The 15,145-nt window shown below is 45.2% G+C and carries 12 protein-coding genes; 10 read left to right on the top strand and 2 right to left on the bottom strand.

Features of this window, described 5'->3' with window-relative positions; translation table 11 throughout:
- Positions 1 to 347: 347 nt before the first annotated feature.
- The 4 genes from BW947_RS05490 to BW947_RS05475 all read left to right on the top strand — a co-directional run bounded on the left by BW947_RS05490 (position 348) and on the right by BW947_RS05475 (position 5,403).
- A complete protein-coding gene (locus BW947_RS05490; RefSeq protein WP_076497316.1) occupies positions 348 to 1,493 on the top strand; it encodes an efflux RND transporter periplasmic adaptor subunit in 1,146 nt (381 codons plus the stop codon).
- Between the two features lie 9 nt (positions 1,494 to 1,502).
- Complete coding sequence (locus tag BW947_RS05485) at positions 1,503 to 4,637, top strand: efflux RND transporter permease subunit (protein WP_076497315.1); 3,135 nt, start codon at positions 1,503 to 1,505, stop codon at positions 4,635 to 4,637.
- Between the two features lie 142 nt (positions 4,638 to 4,779).
- Complete coding sequence (locus BW947_RS05480) at positions 4,780 to 5,055, top strand: hypothetical protein (protein ID WP_076497314.1); 276 nt, start codon at positions 4,780 to 4,782, stop codon at positions 5,053 to 5,055.
- A gap of 24 nt (positions 5,056 to 5,079) precedes the next feature.
- Positions 5,080 to 5,403, top strand: coding sequence for a hypothetical protein (locus BW947_RS05475; RefSeq protein ID WP_076497313.1), 324 nt, complete (start codon positions 5,080 to 5,082; stop codon positions 5,401 to 5,403).
- A 70-nt stretch (positions 5,404 to 5,473) separates the two neighbouring features.
- On the opposite strand, the gene BW947_RS05470 is transcribed toward BW947_RS05475, so the two are convergent.
- Complete coding sequence (locus BW947_RS05470; protein WP_076497312.1) at positions 5,474 to 7,090, bottom strand: AbgT family transporter; 1,617 nt, start codon at positions 7,088 to 7,090, stop codon at positions 5,474 to 5,476.
- A gap of 554 nt (positions 7,091 to 7,644) precedes the next feature.
- Here BW947_RS05470 and BW947_RS05465 point away from each other — a divergent pair.
- From BW947_RS05465 to BW947_RS05455, 3 genes are read left to right on the top strand one after another with little or no spacing between them, the layout of a single operon-like run.
- Positions 7,645 to 8,211, top strand: coding sequence for a LemA family protein (locus BW947_RS05465; RefSeq protein WP_076497311.1), 567 nt, complete (start codon positions 7,645 to 7,647; stop codon positions 8,209 to 8,211).
- A gap of 48 nt (positions 8,212 to 8,259) precedes the next feature.
- Positions 8,260 to 9,297: a DUF3137 domain-containing protein gene (locus tag BW947_RS05460; RefSeq protein WP_076497310.1), complete on the top strand. Its 1,038-nt coding sequence runs from the start codon at positions 8,260 to 8,262 to the stop codon at positions 9,295 to 9,297.
- A complete protein-coding gene (locus tag BW947_RS05455; RefSeq protein ID WP_076497309.1) occupies positions 9,297 to 10,040 on the top strand; it encodes a lytic transglycosylase domain-containing protein in 744 nt (247 codons plus the stop codon). Before BW947_RS05460 ends, BW947_RS05455 begins: the two co-directional genes overlap by 1 nt.
- A gap of 66 nt (positions 10,041 to 10,106) precedes the next feature.
- Here BW947_RS05455 and BW947_RS05450 read toward each other — a convergent pair whose 3' ends face one another.
- Complete coding sequence (locus tag BW947_RS05450; protein ID WP_076497308.1) at positions 10,107 to 10,952, bottom strand: 23S rRNA (adenine(2030)-N(6))-methyltransferase RlmJ; 846 nt, start codon at positions 10,950 to 10,952, stop codon at positions 10,107 to 10,109.
- 163 nt (positions 10,953 to 11,115) lie between these two features.
- On the opposite strand from BW947_RS05450, the gene BW947_RS05445 reads away from it, so the two are divergent.
- From BW947_RS05445 to BW947_RS05435, 3 genes are all read left to right on the top strand, one after another.
- Complete coding sequence (locus BW947_RS05445; RefSeq protein WP_076497509.1) at positions 11,116 to 11,865, top strand: class I SAM-dependent methyltransferase; 750 nt, start codon at positions 11,116 to 11,118, stop codon at positions 11,863 to 11,865.
- Positions 11,866 to 12,249: 384 nt separating this feature from the next.
- Entirely contained in the window at positions 12,250 to 12,618 is a 369-nt protein-coding gene (locus BW947_RS05440; RefSeq protein WP_076497307.1) for a hypothetical protein, read from the top strand.
- 392 nt (positions 12,619 to 13,010) lie between these two features.
- A complete protein-coding gene (locus tag BW947_RS05435) occupies positions 13,011 to 15,110 on the top strand; it encodes a protein-disulfide reductase DsbD family protein (RefSeq protein ID WP_076497306.1) in 2,100 nt (699 codons plus the stop codon).
- Positions 15,111 to 15,145: the final 35 nt, after the last annotated feature.

Genomic DNA, 15,145 nt, shown 5'->3' with positions numbered 1-15,145 from the left:
GTCGAAGAGAATTCATTTGATTCACGGTTAAGCCATTAGTAACCGATTTACAGTGTATGCATAGGTTACAAATTCAACATGTGGAGTCGGCCGATTAATTTTTTATGGCACATTCTGCTAACAAGATGACTCATCTTTAATAGACTTTTTTAAATCGAATAACAATTCGTTGAGTTGAGCCATACCTGAACAGTGAAAATTTTTATTAGTTTACAATTTAGTTTCGTTATCTCCCTTGTTGCTCCCAATAGACTATGAGATAAATAACGGATTTAGTTACCATTACCGCTCGTGTCAGCGCAATAAGTGTACTGGTATGTGGGCAGTTAATATTTGAAGGAGTTCTCATGCGGCAGACAATTAAACTTGCCTCAGTTATAAGCGTAGCGTTATGGATGGCAGCTTGCAGCCCTCAGGAAGATAAAGCTCCGGCGAGTGCGGGTCCACAGAGTACGGAAGTGGGAATCCTTAATGTTGTTGCCCAGACTCAAGCGATTCTGGTGGAGTTACCTGGCCGTAGTAAGGCTTTTCTTGAGGCGGAAGTTCGCCCACAGGTTAGCGGTATTATTACTAAACGTAGCTTTATCGAAGGGAGTAACGTGAAACAAGGTGATTCACTTTATCAAATCGACTCCGCAACCTATAAAGCCGCTCTAGTGAGCGCTAATGCAGATTTAGCTAGAGCAAACGCGAGTTTGGCCTCAGCAAAAGCAAAAGCAGCTCGCTATAAGCAGTTAGTCAAAACTAACGCCATCAGTCAGCAAGATTTTGATGACGCAGAAGCGGGATATAAAGAAGCCTTAGCGGGTGTAACTGTTGCGGAAGCTGCCATTAATACCGCAAAAATCAATTTGCAATATACCGAAGTGCTAGCGCCTATCTCTGGGCGTATTGGTAAATCAAGTGTTACTGCAGGTGCGTTAGTTACCGCAAATCAAAGCCAAACGCTGGCTACAATTCAGCAGCTTGATCCTATCAATGTGGATATCGCTCAATCGAGCGCACAGTTACTACGCCTTAAAGCTAAATTGAAGCAAGGTAAGCTGCAAGCATCTGATAATGCTGATGTGAAATTATTACTCGAAGACGGCACACAATACAGTCATCCAGGTAAGTTGCAGTTTGCCGAAGTGAGTGTGGATGAAAACACCGGCTCAGTCATTCTGCGCGCCGAGTTCCCGAACCCTGAAAGTATCTTGTTACCTGGTATGTATGTGCGCGCTATGTTGAATGCGGGCACCGATCCACAGGCTATTTTAGTACCACAAAAATCGATCTCTCGTAACTCTAAGGGCGATGCGGTGGCTATGGTGGTTAACGAGCAAGGTATAGTTGAAGCGAGAACTGTGACGACTGCGGAAGTCATCAACAATCAATGGCGCGTGACTTCGGGTTTAGCTGTGGGCGATAAATTAATTGTGGAAGGATTACAGAAAATTCGTCCAGGCGCTCCAGTAACCACCAAAGTTATTTCTGAAACGCAAGCACAATAGGGCATAGCTATGGCACGTTTTTTTATTGACCGCCCCATCTTTGCGTGGGTGATAGCCTTAATCATTATGTTGGCGGGGGTCTTGTCGCTCCGAACCCTGCCTGTTTCGCAGTACCCAAGTATTGCACCACCTACTGTAGTGATCAGTGCGAACTACCCTGGTGCATCGGCGAAAATCGTTGAAGACTCAGTGACTCAGGTGATTGAGCAACGTATGAAGGGTATTGACCATCTACGTTATATTACCTCGACCAGTGATAGCTTTGGTAACGCGTCTATTACTCTGACTTTTAACGCGGAAGCCGATCCTGATATCGCTCAGGTTCAAGTTCAGAACAAATTACAGGGTGCTATGACCCTGTTACCGCAAGAAGTGCAGTCTCAAGGCGTTAACGTTAACAAGTCAAGTTCAGGCTTTTTAATGGTACTAGGCTTCGTATCGACCGACGGTTCGTTAGATAAAGGCGATATCGCCGACTACGTTGGTGCGAACATTCAAGATCCTATGAGTCGTGTTCCGGGGGTGGGTGAAATTCAGGTGTTCGGTGCCCAATATGCGATGCGTATATGGCTAGACCCGTTGAAGTTGACTCAATACCGCTTAACCAGCTTAGATGTTGTTGCGGCGATTCGTTCTCAAAACGCTCAAGTCTCCGCTGGACAGTTAGGTGGCGCGCCATCATTAGCTGGTCAAGAGCTGAACGCGACCGTATCGGCACAGAGCCGTTTACAAACACCTGAGCAGTTCCGCAAGATCATCCTCAAATCTGATACCTCGGGTGCGAACGTATTCCTGGGTGATGTGGCGCGTGTTGAACTGGGTTCAGAAAGCTATGCGATAGAGTCGTTGTACAACGGTAAACCTGCCTCGGGTATTGCGATTAAACTAGCAACTGGTGCAAACGCACTGGATACGGCAGAAGCCGTGCGTGCTAAAGTCGAAGACCTACGTCCTTTCTTCCCGCAAGGGTTAGAAGTCGTTTCTCCATACGATACAACACCTTTCGTAGAGCAATCTATCGAAGGTGTGGTGCATACCTTGCTTGAAGCGATTGTACTGGTGTTTATCATCATGTACCTATTCCTGCAAAACTTCCGTGCAACCTTGATCCCGACTATTGCGGTACCTGTGGTATTGCTGGGTACCTTTGCGATTCTATCGATTGCAGGGTTCTCGATTAACACCTTAACCATGTTCGCTATGGTGCTCGCCATCGGTCTGTTGGTGGATGATGCGATTGTGGTGGTGGAAAACGTTGAGCGGGTGATGGCAGAAGAGGGCTTGAGTCCGCTTGAAGCTACCCGTAAATCAATGGACCAAATTACCGGTGCCTTAGTCGGTATTGGTCTGACCCTATCTGCTGTGTTTGTCCCTATGGCATTTATGTCAGGTTCAACGGGTGTGATTTATCGTCAATTCTCTATCACTATTGTCTCTGCAATGGCACTTTCGGTACTGGTAGCAGTGGTGTTAACACCAGCACTGTGTGCGACTATGCTCAAGCCCCTTAAGAAGGGCCATGGTCATATAGAAACAGGCTTCTTCGGTTGGTTTAACCGCAATTTCGACAAGCTAACTAATCGTTATGAATCGAGTGTTGCTGGCATAATCAAGCGTAGCTTCAGAGTAATGGCGATTTACGTGGTGCTGGTAATTGCAGTGGGTTGGATCTTCATCCGTATGCCTACGGCCTTCTTGCCAGACGAAGACCAAGGTATTTTGTTTACCCAAGCTATTTTGCCGACTAACTCAACCCAAGAAAGCACGCTAAAAGTATTGGAAAAAGTTTCTGATCACTTTATGGCTGAAGAAGGCGTGAGATCGGTATTCAGCGTCGCGGGCTTCAGTTTTGCTGGTCAAGGGCAAAACATGGGTCTAGCTTTCGTTGGCCTTAAAGATTGGTCTGAGCGTTCAGAACCTGGCATGGACGTTAACTCTATTGCGGGCCGTGCCATGGGGGCATTTAGCCAGATGAAAGATGCCTTAGTCTTTGCCTTCGTACCGCCAGCGGTTATTGAGTTGGGTACGGCGAACGGCTTTGATATGTACCTGCAGGATAAGAGCGGCCAAGGTCACGAGAAGTTACTGGCGGCACGTAATCAACTGCTCGGTATGGCGGGGCAGAATCCTAATTTGGTTGGCGTACGTCCTAACGGACAGGAAGATGCGCCAATTTATCAGTTACATGTCGATCACGCTAAGTTGAGTGCGTTAGGCATTGACATCACCAGTGTCAACAGCGTGCTCGCTACGGCTTGGGGTGGTTCTTATGTGAACGACTTTATTGACCGTGGCCGCGTGAAAAAAGTGTATGTGCAAGGTGATGCGCAATATCGGATGCAACCGGGCGACATAGATAAGTGGTACGTACGCAATAATAGCGGCGACATGGTACCTTTCTCTGCCTTCGCAACTGGGGCATGGGAATACGGTTCTCCACGTTTAGAGCGCTTCGATGGTTTGCCAGCGATGAACATTCAAGGGGCCGCTGCACCAGGGTTTAGCACGGGTGCTGCGATGACCATTATGGAAGATTTGGTAAAGCAGTTACCGCCAGGCTTTGGTATTGAGTGGAATGGCTTGTCGTACGAAGAACGTCTGTCGGGTAACCAAGCGCCAGCTCTATATGCGCTATCTATCTTAGTGGTCTTTTTAGTATTGGCAGCACTTTATGAGAGCTGGTCAGTCCCGTTTGCCGTTGTGCTTGTGGTTCCGCTCGGGATTATCGGCGCATTGATAGCGATGAATGGTCGCGGCCTACCCAATGACGTGTTCTTCCAAGTAGGGTTGTTAACTACGGTGGGCTTAGCAACCAAGAACGCCATCTTGATTGTAGAGTTTGCTAAAGAGTTCTACGAGAAAGGCTCTGGCTTGGTCGAGGCAACGTTACACGCGGTTCGTGTGCGTTTACGTCCTATCTTAATGACGTCTCTCGCCTTTGGCCTTGGTGTTGTGCCATTAGCCATTAGCTCGGGTGTGGGTTCTGGTAGCCAAAATGCCATCGGTACTGCGGTACTTGGTGGTATGTTGAGCTCGACTTTCTTAAGTATTTTCTTTGTACCATTATTCTTTGTGCTAGTGGAGCGCATCTTCAGTAAGCGCGAGAAGAAAGGTCAAGAAGAGAAGCCAACCCCAACAGAATAAGCTTAGTTTTCTCTACACTAAAGCCCTGCAATAGCAGGGCTTTTTGTTATTTACATATGAGCGTATCAGTATAAATAACGATATTGATAGTCAGTCAGCTGTGGCATATTAGGTTTAGGTCATCATTACTGACAGGGAAAATATGCACGATTCTACGTTGGAATTACAAGAATTAGATGCGCGAATCGCCAAGGGTAAGTTGCACAGTATTTTAGTTGTTGGTGTACTTTATTGGGGCATGCTGACATCGCTTATCGTCGCTTTGATAAATTATTTTATATGGGACGATTCATTTGGGGGAGAACTGCAAAAAGCACTCTGTATTTACCCCATTTGTGGTATTTTATTTGGTTGGTCTGCGTGGGTGCAGATTAATCACAGACGAGATAAACTGCGCGCGAATATCAGCAATCGTTAGCGTAAAAGCGAGTATAGGAGTGACATGGTATTTTCGTGGGGTAATCTTGCAACTAAGCAACTTATCGTAGGAATGGTATGCCATATCATAGCACTGGCTATTTTGGCTTATGGTGTTTATACGTTTTATTGGCTTGAGCTTATTCTGCCTGAGTTAACCCGTTGCGTCGGTGGCGCGGTATTATTTGTGGCGATGGGGTTAGCGCCTAAGCTGTTTTTTATGCCTGTCAGCCAGATAGTGTCACAAGCCGAGAACACGACAGAAAAATCTGCATTGCAGACCTATGTGTTTAATCTAGGTATTTTTTTGATGATTTGCAGCCTGTTGATGGAATGGTTATACGATTAGAATCGACCTGATAAAGTAAGGGCGTCGAGGTAATCTTCGTCGCCCTTTTTATTACGATTTTTATGTGTATCTAAGGTGTATAGTAAGTCGCTGCGCCTGGTCCTACTGGTAGGCCAAAACCAAATACCCATAGGAAGAAAAACGCTGTCCAGCCTACAAAAAACACTAAAGTGTACGGCAACATAGTCGCAATCAGTGTGCCGATACCTAGGTTCTTTTGGTAACGGCAAGCCACCGCTAAAATTAAACCGAAGTAACTCATCATAGGTGTGATTAAGTTAGTCACTGAATCTCCAATACGGTATGCCGCTTGAATTGTTTCGGGCGCATAACCCACCAGCATCAGCATAGGTACAAAAATCGGTGCCGTAATAGCCCATTGAGCCGAGGCGCTGCCCAGCATTAGGTTGATAAAGCCGCAGAGCACAATAAAAAATAGAAATACGATTGGGCCAGTAAGTCCAATAGATTGCAGGCCATCAGCGCCTAATACTGCTAGCACCGCGCCTAAATTACTCCAGTTGAAGAAGGCAACAAACTGCGCCGCAAAGAACACTAGCACAATATACATTCCCATAGTGCTCATACTGTGGGACATGGCATTAATGACATCTTTATCATTTTTAATACTGCCCACAATTTTACCGTAAATAAAACCCGGAATAGCAAAGCAGATAAAGATAAAGGCGACTATCCCCTTAAGGAATGGTGAGCCGGATATAAGTCCTGTTTCTGGATGTCGCAGTGGTGCACCTTCTGGTACGACTGAAAGTGCTAAGATGGCAGTGAGCACTAACATAGACAATCCTGCCCATTTTAGGCCGCGTATTTCAATGGCACTGACACTTTCCATCGATTGCAGTACGGTTTCATCCGCATCATCATCTTGATATTTACCTAACTTAGGTTCGACAATTTTCTCGGTGACAAAGGCGCCAAGAAAAGTGATTACAAAAGTTGAGACAAACATGAAGTACCAGTTTACTTCTGGGCCGACGTTATAATCAGGATCTATCATACGTGCGGCAACTTCGGTAATACCCGATAATAAAGGATCGACAGTACCCAGTAACAAGTTGGCACTATAGCCGCCAGAAACCCCAGCAAATGCGGCAGCTAAACCCGCGAGAGGATGACGGCCAAGAGAATGAAAAATCATTGCCGCCATAGGGATCAATACGACATAACCAAGTTCCGCTGCCGTGTTAGACATAATGCCAGCAAACACTATGGTTACAGTGACCAATCGCTTTGAAGCGCCTATGACCAAGGTGCGCATGGCGGCAGATAATAGGCCAGAACGCTCAGCAATCCCAACACCCAGTAGTGCCACCAGCACAGTACCGAGCGGTGTAAAACCGGTAAAATTAGTCACAAGATTCGAGACAATCATCCGTAAGCCTTCAGCATTCATCAGGCTTACAACATGGATTAAACCGTCGGCGCTACGACCGTGAGATCCTATGGGCCTAGGATCGATAACGGTCAGCCCAAAGTAGCCAGCAATACCTGAAGCAATAATGACCGCGATACAGAAAAGTGCAAATAGGGTGATTGGATGTGGCAGTAGATTACCTAAGCGTTCGACAACGTTGAGCAAGCGTACAAACCAACCACTGGCGCTGATATCACTATGTTGTGGGCCTGAAGCTTTTTTATTGGTGATATCACTGGAGTTAACACTCATTATCTTTCCTTTATATCGACCTTGGCGCAGTGCAATTCCCTTGACTCTAGATACGCTATTAGCCAATAAGACCGCAGAGAGATGATTGCGGATATAGAATGCAGGATAAACATCAAGGTGAAAGTTAAAAAATTAGCTAAGAAGTATGATTGTTAAGGTTTAATTGAAACTTAAATGTTGCGATTGGTTTTGCGGAAGTGATGAGGCAAAAATAGTATAAAAAAAAATGGACTCTCGGAGAGTCCAGTATTCACGAGCAAAATTGGATGCTCTAATGTTGTGCCATATCACTATAGTCGTTATTTGCTGTATCGGAGCTGAATATCGTTAAATTTATATTTTGATTACGCTTTTTTAATCGTCAGGATCACTATTTGTTGTCGTCCCAGTTACGACATTTAGTGGGGATATTGGATGCTAAATAGCCGTAACCCCCTCATCAGCTCTGACCAGCACAGCATTTCACCGTCTTAATCTGTACTGTAGGTGAAATTTCCACTCATTTATGATTAGCTGTATTCTGCTAATAAGAATAAGAAACCTAAGGATGGAAGATGGAAAAATTATTATTGGGATTAACGCTGATTTTTATCGTGGCCTATCTTTGGTACGTCAGCCTAGTCAAAAAGCGTAATACCGCGCTCGAAGCTCTATCGGGTATTGATGTGCAGTTAACCAAGCGTGCTGATCTGGTGCCTAACATTCTAAAAATAGCCAAACGATTTATGGATCATGAAAAATCGTTGCTTACTGAAATCATCGAATTACGAACTCAACTGAGCAACAGCTATACCAAGACCGATCCTAAGGCGGTTAAAGAGCACTTAGCTCAGGCTGAACGGTTGAATGATAAAATGGGCACCTTGATGGTCAATGTAGAAAACTATCCTGAGCTCAAGTCCGACAACACTATGCTGCAGGCGATGCAGACCTATAACGAGGTCGAGGCCCATATTTCCGCAGCGAGGCGTTTTTATAATTCGGCGGTTTCTGAGCTAAACACTGCCGTCGAAATTTTCCCCGGTTCTATCATCGCTTCCATGGCGAACATTAAAGTAATGCCATTTTATGAAGTCAGTGAGTCGGCAAAAGCGCCCGTTGATGCAGCCGAATACTTGTAACTTTATCGCGACGGGTGATTGATCACCCTGCAATACGATGACATCAATATGAATATATTAACTTTTATTTTAGGTGTCCCGATTCGCGCTGTTCGCGGCCCGGTAAGTTTGTCAGCAGATTTAGAGGCTTTGCCTCAGCTACAAGCGTATTACGATAAAAATATCGCCCCCATCAGTCGCAAATATGAAACTCAACGCGTGGCCTGCCTTAAGGCTGCGCGCAAACGCTTGTATTTGAGCTTTATAATAGTGCTTGGGCTCACCTTGCTCACTGTTATTGGCTATCGCAGCGGAGCGGCTTATTTTCCTCCTTTGCCATTGCTTGCGTTACTTGGATTGGGCTGGTGGAGTTTTGCCCCAGTTCGCGATTTTAAACAGTCGGTGCAACAACATGTTTATCCACTGATGTTTAAATATTTTGGTGATGATTTTGTTTATAGCCGCGAAATGCGTCTCGACATGAATCGGTTAGTTGCGGCTAAGGTATTGCCACATTACGATAAAGTACGCTTTGGCGACTATATTCAAGGCTGCTATCAAGGCGTTGACTTGATGATTAATGAGCTTACCTTGACCAAAAAAGTGACAGTTGAAACGCAGGGTATCAATAGCAATAGACGAAGAACCGTTACGCGCACTCACACCCTATTTCGCGGCTTAGTGGTTGAGCTGAGTAGCCATAAGGCGTTTACCGGCCACACAGTAGTGCTGCGAGACCGTGGCGGGTTAGTTAACTTTGTATCCGATAACTATGCAGGGCTGACACGAGTAAAGCTTGAAGATCCGCAATTTGAAAAAGAGTTTGATGTGTTTTCAACGGATCAAGTGGAGTCGCGTTACTTGCTAAACACGGCATTTATGGAACGCTTACAGCAACTTGCCAAACATTTTGGCGGGGATATCCAATGTGCTTTTTTTCGTAATAAGCTAATGATGTTTTTACCGAATCGCAGTATCCATTTTAATATGCAGTCTATTTTCAATGGGGCGACTTTTTCCGCTGAATTTAGTCAGATAAACCGCGAGATGAAACAACTCTTTGCTATTATTGAAGTACTTAAACTTAACCAGCATACGGGACTCTGATGTTGCCTATTCGTTCACCACTTACCCGTAGATGGACTGTAGCATCTTGTTTATCGTCTCGCAGCCTAGTCGCGCTGGGCTTGAGTTTACTATTATTACCGAGTGCTTATGCGCAAGAGGCTAGCGAGAGCTCAAAGCCACGTATTGTTGCGCGTTACTCCGATAATGGTATCGTCAGCCGTGAAGGCCTTGAGAAACTTAAGATTTACCAATATCAGCAAACTAATGGTGTCACTGTCTTTACCGACAAAGCTCCCGTTAATAGCACCTATCAAATCTTACTCTATGACTGTTTTGCCTGCCGCCCCGACTCAACCATTGATTGGAATGGTATCCGTCTATTTACAGCTAATTATGATGCAGTTATCACCCATGCAGCGCATAAACATCAGCTTGACCCCGCTCTAATTCGCGCAGTGATCCATGCCGAGTCTGCTTTTAATGCGCGTGCCGTTTCGCGTACTGGTGCGATGGGCTTAATGCAATTGATGCCAAACACAGCCAAAGAGATGGGCGTGGCCAACGCTTTTTTGCCTGAAGAAAATATTTTAGGGGGCAGTCGATATTTGGCACAAATGTTAAAACAGTTTAATGGTGATGTGGCGTTGGCTTGTGCCGCCTACAATGCGGGGCCGACAACGGTAGTGCAGTACAATGGCATTCCACCTTATCCTGAAACTCAAGCCTATGTTGAGCGAGTAAAGATTTTATTGAAACGTTATCGTGAGCAGGCGGGGGCTTAACGGCTGTATATGAGATTAAAAATAGGCGGCGAAAATTTAAATATCCGCCGCCATTTAAATTGAGCGTTATTCGCCAACTTCCCATTTCACAGTAATGTTACCGTCAGCTTGTCCGAGTGTCTTACCTAAGTAATCCATTAACTCAGTTGCAATTTCATCTAACTGCCAAGGCGGGTTGATGACCCATAAGCCAGCTGCTGTCATACCAAACTCATCAGAATCGGGCTTGATTGCTTGTTCTATGCGTAGTTGGCGTTTAATACCACTGTTAGCAAGGCGCGATAACATGCCCTCGGTTTGAGCACGATTCACGACTGGATACCATAATAGGAAAACCCCAGTGGCAAAGCGTTTGTGCGCTTTTATCAGTGTTTCGGCCACATCTTGATAGTCGGTTTTCATCTCATAACTTGGATCAACCAGTACCAAAGCGCGGCGCTCTAGTGGCGGCACTGCGGCGATAAGACCTTGTAAGCCATCACCATTAAGTACTTTAACTTGTCTATCTTCGCAAAAGTAATCGTCCAGTAACACATAATCAGTACTGTGCAGCTCGTGTAGCACCATGCGATCTTTAGGCCCTAATTCCATGTCTATAATGGCGGGCGAACCCGGGTAGAAGTTGAGTTCATCAGGGTTTTCTTCATTAAAATGACGCACAGCGGCGACATAGTCCTGCAGCGATTGCGGCAAATCTGTTTTATCCCAAAGCTTAGCTACACCTTCGAGGTATTCACCGGTTTTTTGTGCAAATTCATCGCTTAAAGCATAACCACCTGCACCCGCATGGGTATCGATATACACAAGTGGTTTGTCTTTCTTGTGCATCAGCTGCAAGGTTTGAAGCAAGATGGCGTGTTTCAACACATCGGCATAATTGCCTGCGTGATAACCATGGCGGTAACTTAACATGGAATCTTCCAAGGTGAGTGGTGCAGGTGGAATACCCGCATTCATGAGGGCAATTATAGGGATAATAGTCCTTAGGGTAAATTGGCCAAGCCAAGACAGTATTCAGCTAAGATTGCTTTTGGCATAATGACCGCAGTTTTTAATTGTATAAACAGTGGTCCCTTTGCCTATTCCAGTCTTTTTCAATCAGCAATACCCGACACTTGTGGAGATTTGTGCGCGTTGGCAACTTGTCTACGATGCGAATGCTCCCTTCGAATTGCGTTTTGAATCAAATACCTTATCACTGTATAAACGTGATGAACCTAAGCTCGATGGCATAGTGGTCGATTTTGTCACTGGCGCCGTAGCGCATCGGCGTAAATTTGGTGGTGGTCGTGGGCAATCGATCGCTAAAGCGGTGGGATTAAAGCAAGGCATCACGCCGAGTGTGGTTGATGGTACTGCAGGTTTAGGGCGCGATGCCTTCGTGCTTGCGAGCCTAGGTTGTACAGTCACTATGGTTGAGCGTCATCCCGTGGTTGCGGCATTGCTTGAAGATGGTCTGCGCCGCGCCTATCAAGATGCCGAAATCGGTGATTGGATGCGTGAGCGGATGCGTTTGTTCCCTGGTTCTAGCCTAGAAGCACTCGCGAAACTGGAGCAAGACGTTGACGTGGTTTATCTTGATCCTATGTATCCACACCGTGATAAATCGGCCTTAGTGAAAAAGGAAATGCGTGTATTTCAATCCTTAGTTGGCGCCGATTTAGATGCCGATGGCCTGCTTGCGCCAGCGCTCGCTTTAGCAACTAAGCGTGTGGTGGTTAAGCGTCCCGATTATGCTGAAGATTTAGACGGCGTGAAGCCTAATACCGTTATTGAAACTAAGAAAAACCGTTTCGATGTGTATGTAAAAGCTGCGATGAAATAACAATCACCCAAGTATAAATACTTACGTATAAGCACTTGCGTATAAAAAGTCAGCTTGAATGGCGTAGGATAATAACCACCTATATTCAGGCGATAGCTTTTTACTTTATTTATCAATGGATAAGTTTTTCATGGTGATTTTTTGGGGTAGTGAGATTAATCATTACTTATTCCAATAATGCGTAAGAAAAAAAGTAAACTAGACCGCCAGTTTAGCGATAATACTCAAATAGTTTGCTTGCCGATGAACTATTGTTACAATCCTCCGGTCTTATACTCCGCGAACGTTTGATACCAAGCTGTTTATATTTTTCTAGCAAAAAAGACCAGAGACACTCACATCATTAAGTTATTGACTAAACAAACAGGCAATTTATGGGGCGTAATGGTTTTTACCATACTGACCTTGTTTTGTTTGACGCAAAATAGTGGAATGCTTAAATTGCTACTCAATCCATCGAGTACGCAAGCGATTGCTGGCACCTCTTTTTCGAGCGATATAGCCAAAGGTGTGAATGTTAGTCACCTTTCTAGCGAGGGTGATTTAGCTAAAACTGAGCCTAAAAAATGTGAATTGTCTGAAAAGTCGATCCGCACCTGTATTGATGTACCGAGTTCTATCCCTTTTCTAACGTTATTGTTCCTACTGCCATTACTCCCGCGCGCCTCCCGCGTGATAACACTGTTGCCTATACAGCGTTATCAAGCCAAACCTCGGCGAATACATCTCACCCATTGCCGCTTTCAAGAATGAAAATAATTTACTTATCAATTTGATAGGTGATTTTTTCAGCGTGAACTTTGTCTGTGGATCGTTAATTATCTCATCAGCTTATTGCTGATAAACAGAACTAAGTCGCGGCTGAACATCAGCTTTATACCTTTATCTCCCTATCAAATTTTTTGAACTACACCTTTTAGCGTATCGCTCCTATTAAGTCGTGAGGACTTAAATAACGAGATCATAGCGTTAGCCTGCACTTCGATGGCTAAAAGATGAGCTAAGGCATAACGTAAATGCACTTTGGAAATACACTCAACGGCGATTCACGCTTAAGTATTACCTCGGTAGTTATGCTGACGAAATATCAAAGAGATTAATATGCAATTGAATAACTTACAGTTAATGCATACTTTGGGGATAAAATGCACATTCTAAAATTCATCTCAATCCGATTGTGGATGCTGGTTTTGCTCGTGGCGAGTCCGGCGTTATCGGCAGCATCAACCCCATGGTTAGTGAATGAACATCATTTGCCCGTCAAGGTGCGATTTATGCTGACTGGCGCAGTAGATCCAGTATCGAATACTTTACCTGCGGTACTCGAGGTTCAACTTGAGGGCGATTGGAAAACCTATTGGCGTAGTTCTGGGGAAGGCGGTATTGCCCCAGCAATTAAATGGGATGAGTCCCGTAATCTACAACATGTTGATTGGGCATGGTCTGCACCTGCAGAGTTCTCATTATTAGGGCTACAAACCTTTGGCTATAAAGGTAATACGACCTTTCCATTACTCCTAACTGTTGATGATATTAGTGCGCCAACTCAGCTGCGCGGTAAGGTGACGTTATCGACTTGCACCACCATCTGTGTACTGACTGATTATCAAATTAATCTTGATTTCACCCCTAATGCACTGCAAGCAAATACTGATGCCATGTTGGCTTACAACAAGGCTATATCGCGGGTGCCCCAAAAGGTCGTGGCAGCAGAGGGCGCGCCGCCTGTGATGACATTAGGTTGGGATGCCGCGAAAAGTCAGCTTGAAGTCAGGCTGAATGATACCAACTGGCAGCAGCCCAGCATTATTATTGATGGCGAGCCCGATACTACATTTAAACGAGTGAGCTTAACTAAGAGCGAAACGGCCCTAGAGGGCCAGCAATTAGTGGCTATTTTTAATGGCACGAGTTGGCTAGGTGAACCAGAAGTATTAGGTAAACCACTCAATGTTACGGTTATTGATGGTGAGCGAGCACTCGAATATAGCGCCAAGGTTGAACCTAAGGTGATTACGCAGGAAAACACCTCGATATTCAGCATCATATTATTGGCGCTTATCGGTGGCTTGATTTTAAATGTAATGCCCTGTGTATTACCGGTGCTCGGGATGAAGTTGAGCTCAGTCGTCGCTGCGCCTCATTTACAACGCAATCAAATCCGCCAACAGTTTATCGCCTCAGCGCTGGGTATTTTAGTCTCATTTTGGCTACTGGCTGGCTTCATCTTAATACTCAAACTCACTGGACAAGCGATTGGATGGGGCGTGCAGTTCCAAAATCCGTGGTTTATCGGCTTTATGGCGCTTGTGACTACAGTGTTTGCTTTCAATATGTTAGGTGTGTTTGAGATTAACTTACCTTCTAACGTACAAACCAAGCTGGCGACAACCGGCGGCAATAACAACCGGGGCCACTTTTTACAGGGCATGTTTGCGACTTTGTTGGCAACGCCGTGCAGTGCACCTTTTTTAGGCACCGCAGTGGCATTCGCTTTGGGCGCTGATGTACTGAGTCTGTTGGTTATCTTTACTGCTTTAGCTGTGGGGATGTCGCTGCCTTGGTTAATGGTGGCGGCATTTCCACAAGTGGCGGGTTACTTCCCTAAACCCGGCCGCTGGATGAACATAGTAAAAGTATTTTTCTCCGCCATGTTGTTACTCACCAGTTTGTGGTTAATCAGCCTATTAGCGAGTTTTGTTAATGTGATTTATCTGTGGTCACTCGGTGCTGCCATTGCGCTGATTTTTATGTTCTTTATGGCTAAAAAATACGGCGCTATTGCCATTGTCAGCAGTGTGGGTATTTTATTATCGGCTGTCATCGCGTTTAGCACGTCAAATCAATGGGCAAAACCCTTACCAACAGACCTTACTTGGACGCCACTGGATCAAGCGTTAATTGACCAACAGGTTGCCCAAGGAAAGACTGTATTTGTTGATGTAACCGCAGATTGGTGTATTACCTGTAAGGCCAATAAAGTGGGCGTGATCTTACAAGAACCCGTCTACAGCTTGTTGCAACAGGCACATGTATTATCCATGAAAGGCGATTGGACCACAGCATCGCAGCCTATTACTGATTACCTCCAAAGTCACAATCGTTTCGGCGTGCCCTTTAATATCGTCTATGGCCCTAATGCGCCGCAAGGTATTGCATTACCTGAAATTCTATCTAGCCAACGGGTAATTGATGCGCTTAAACAAGCCTCATCTATGCCTAAAGAGGCGACAACTGAACACTAACGCTATTAACACTCGATATTTTGGTGAATTAACTG

Source organism: Shewanella morhuae (genome assembly GCF_900156405.1).
GTDB classification, from domain to species: Bacteria; Pseudomonadota; Gammaproteobacteria; order Enterobacterales; family Shewanellaceae; genus Shewanella; species Shewanella morhuae.
This window is presented reverse-complemented; position numbering and strand designations above follow the sequence as displayed.

What these genes read in the sequence shown, in the direction of transcription:
- BW947_RS05440 (WP_076497307.1), top strand. Translation starts at nt 12,250, where the DNA reads ATGGTTTTTACCATACTGACCTTGTTTTGTTTGACGCAAAATAGTGGA.
- BW947_RS05450 (WP_076497308.1), bottom strand. Translation starts at nt 10,952, where the DNA reads ATGTTAAGTTACCGCCATGGTTATCACGCAGGCAATTATGCCGATGTG.
- BW947_RS05475 (WP_076497313.1), top strand. Translation starts at nt 5,080, where the DNA reads ATGGTATTTTCGTGGGGTAATCTTGCAACTAAGCAACTTATCGTAGGA.
- BW947_RS05480 (WP_076497314.1), top strand. Translation starts at nt 4,780, where the DNA reads ATGCACGATTCTACGTTGGAATTACAAGAATTAGATGCGCGAATCGCC.
- BW947_RS05455 (WP_076497309.1), top strand. Translation starts at nt 9,297, where the DNA reads ATGTTGCCTATTCGTTCACCACTTACCCGTAGATGGACTGTAGCATCT.
- BW947_RS05490 (WP_076497316.1), top strand. Translation starts at nt 348, where the DNA reads ATGCGGCAGACAATTAAACTTGCCTCAGTTATAAGCGTAGCGTTATGG.
- BW947_RS05470 (WP_076497312.1), bottom strand. Translation starts at nt 7,090, where the DNA reads ATGAGTGTTAACTCCAGTGATATCACCAATAAAAAAGCTTCAGGCCCA.
- BW947_RS05485 (WP_076497315.1), top strand. Translation starts at nt 1,503, where the DNA reads ATGGCACGTTTTTTTATTGACCGCCCCATCTTTGCGTGGGTGATAGCC.
- BW947_RS05465 (WP_076497311.1), top strand. Translation starts at nt 7,645, where the DNA reads ATGGAAAAATTATTATTGGGATTAACGCTGATTTTTATCGTGGCCTAT.
- BW947_RS05435 (WP_076497306.1), top strand. Translation starts at nt 13,011, where the DNA reads ATGCACATTCTAAAATTCATCTCAATCCGATTGTGGATGCTGGTTTTG.
- BW947_RS05460 (WP_076497310.1), top strand. Translation starts at nt 8,260, where the DNA reads ATGAATATATTAACTTTTATTTTAGGTGTCCCGATTCGCGCTGTTCGC.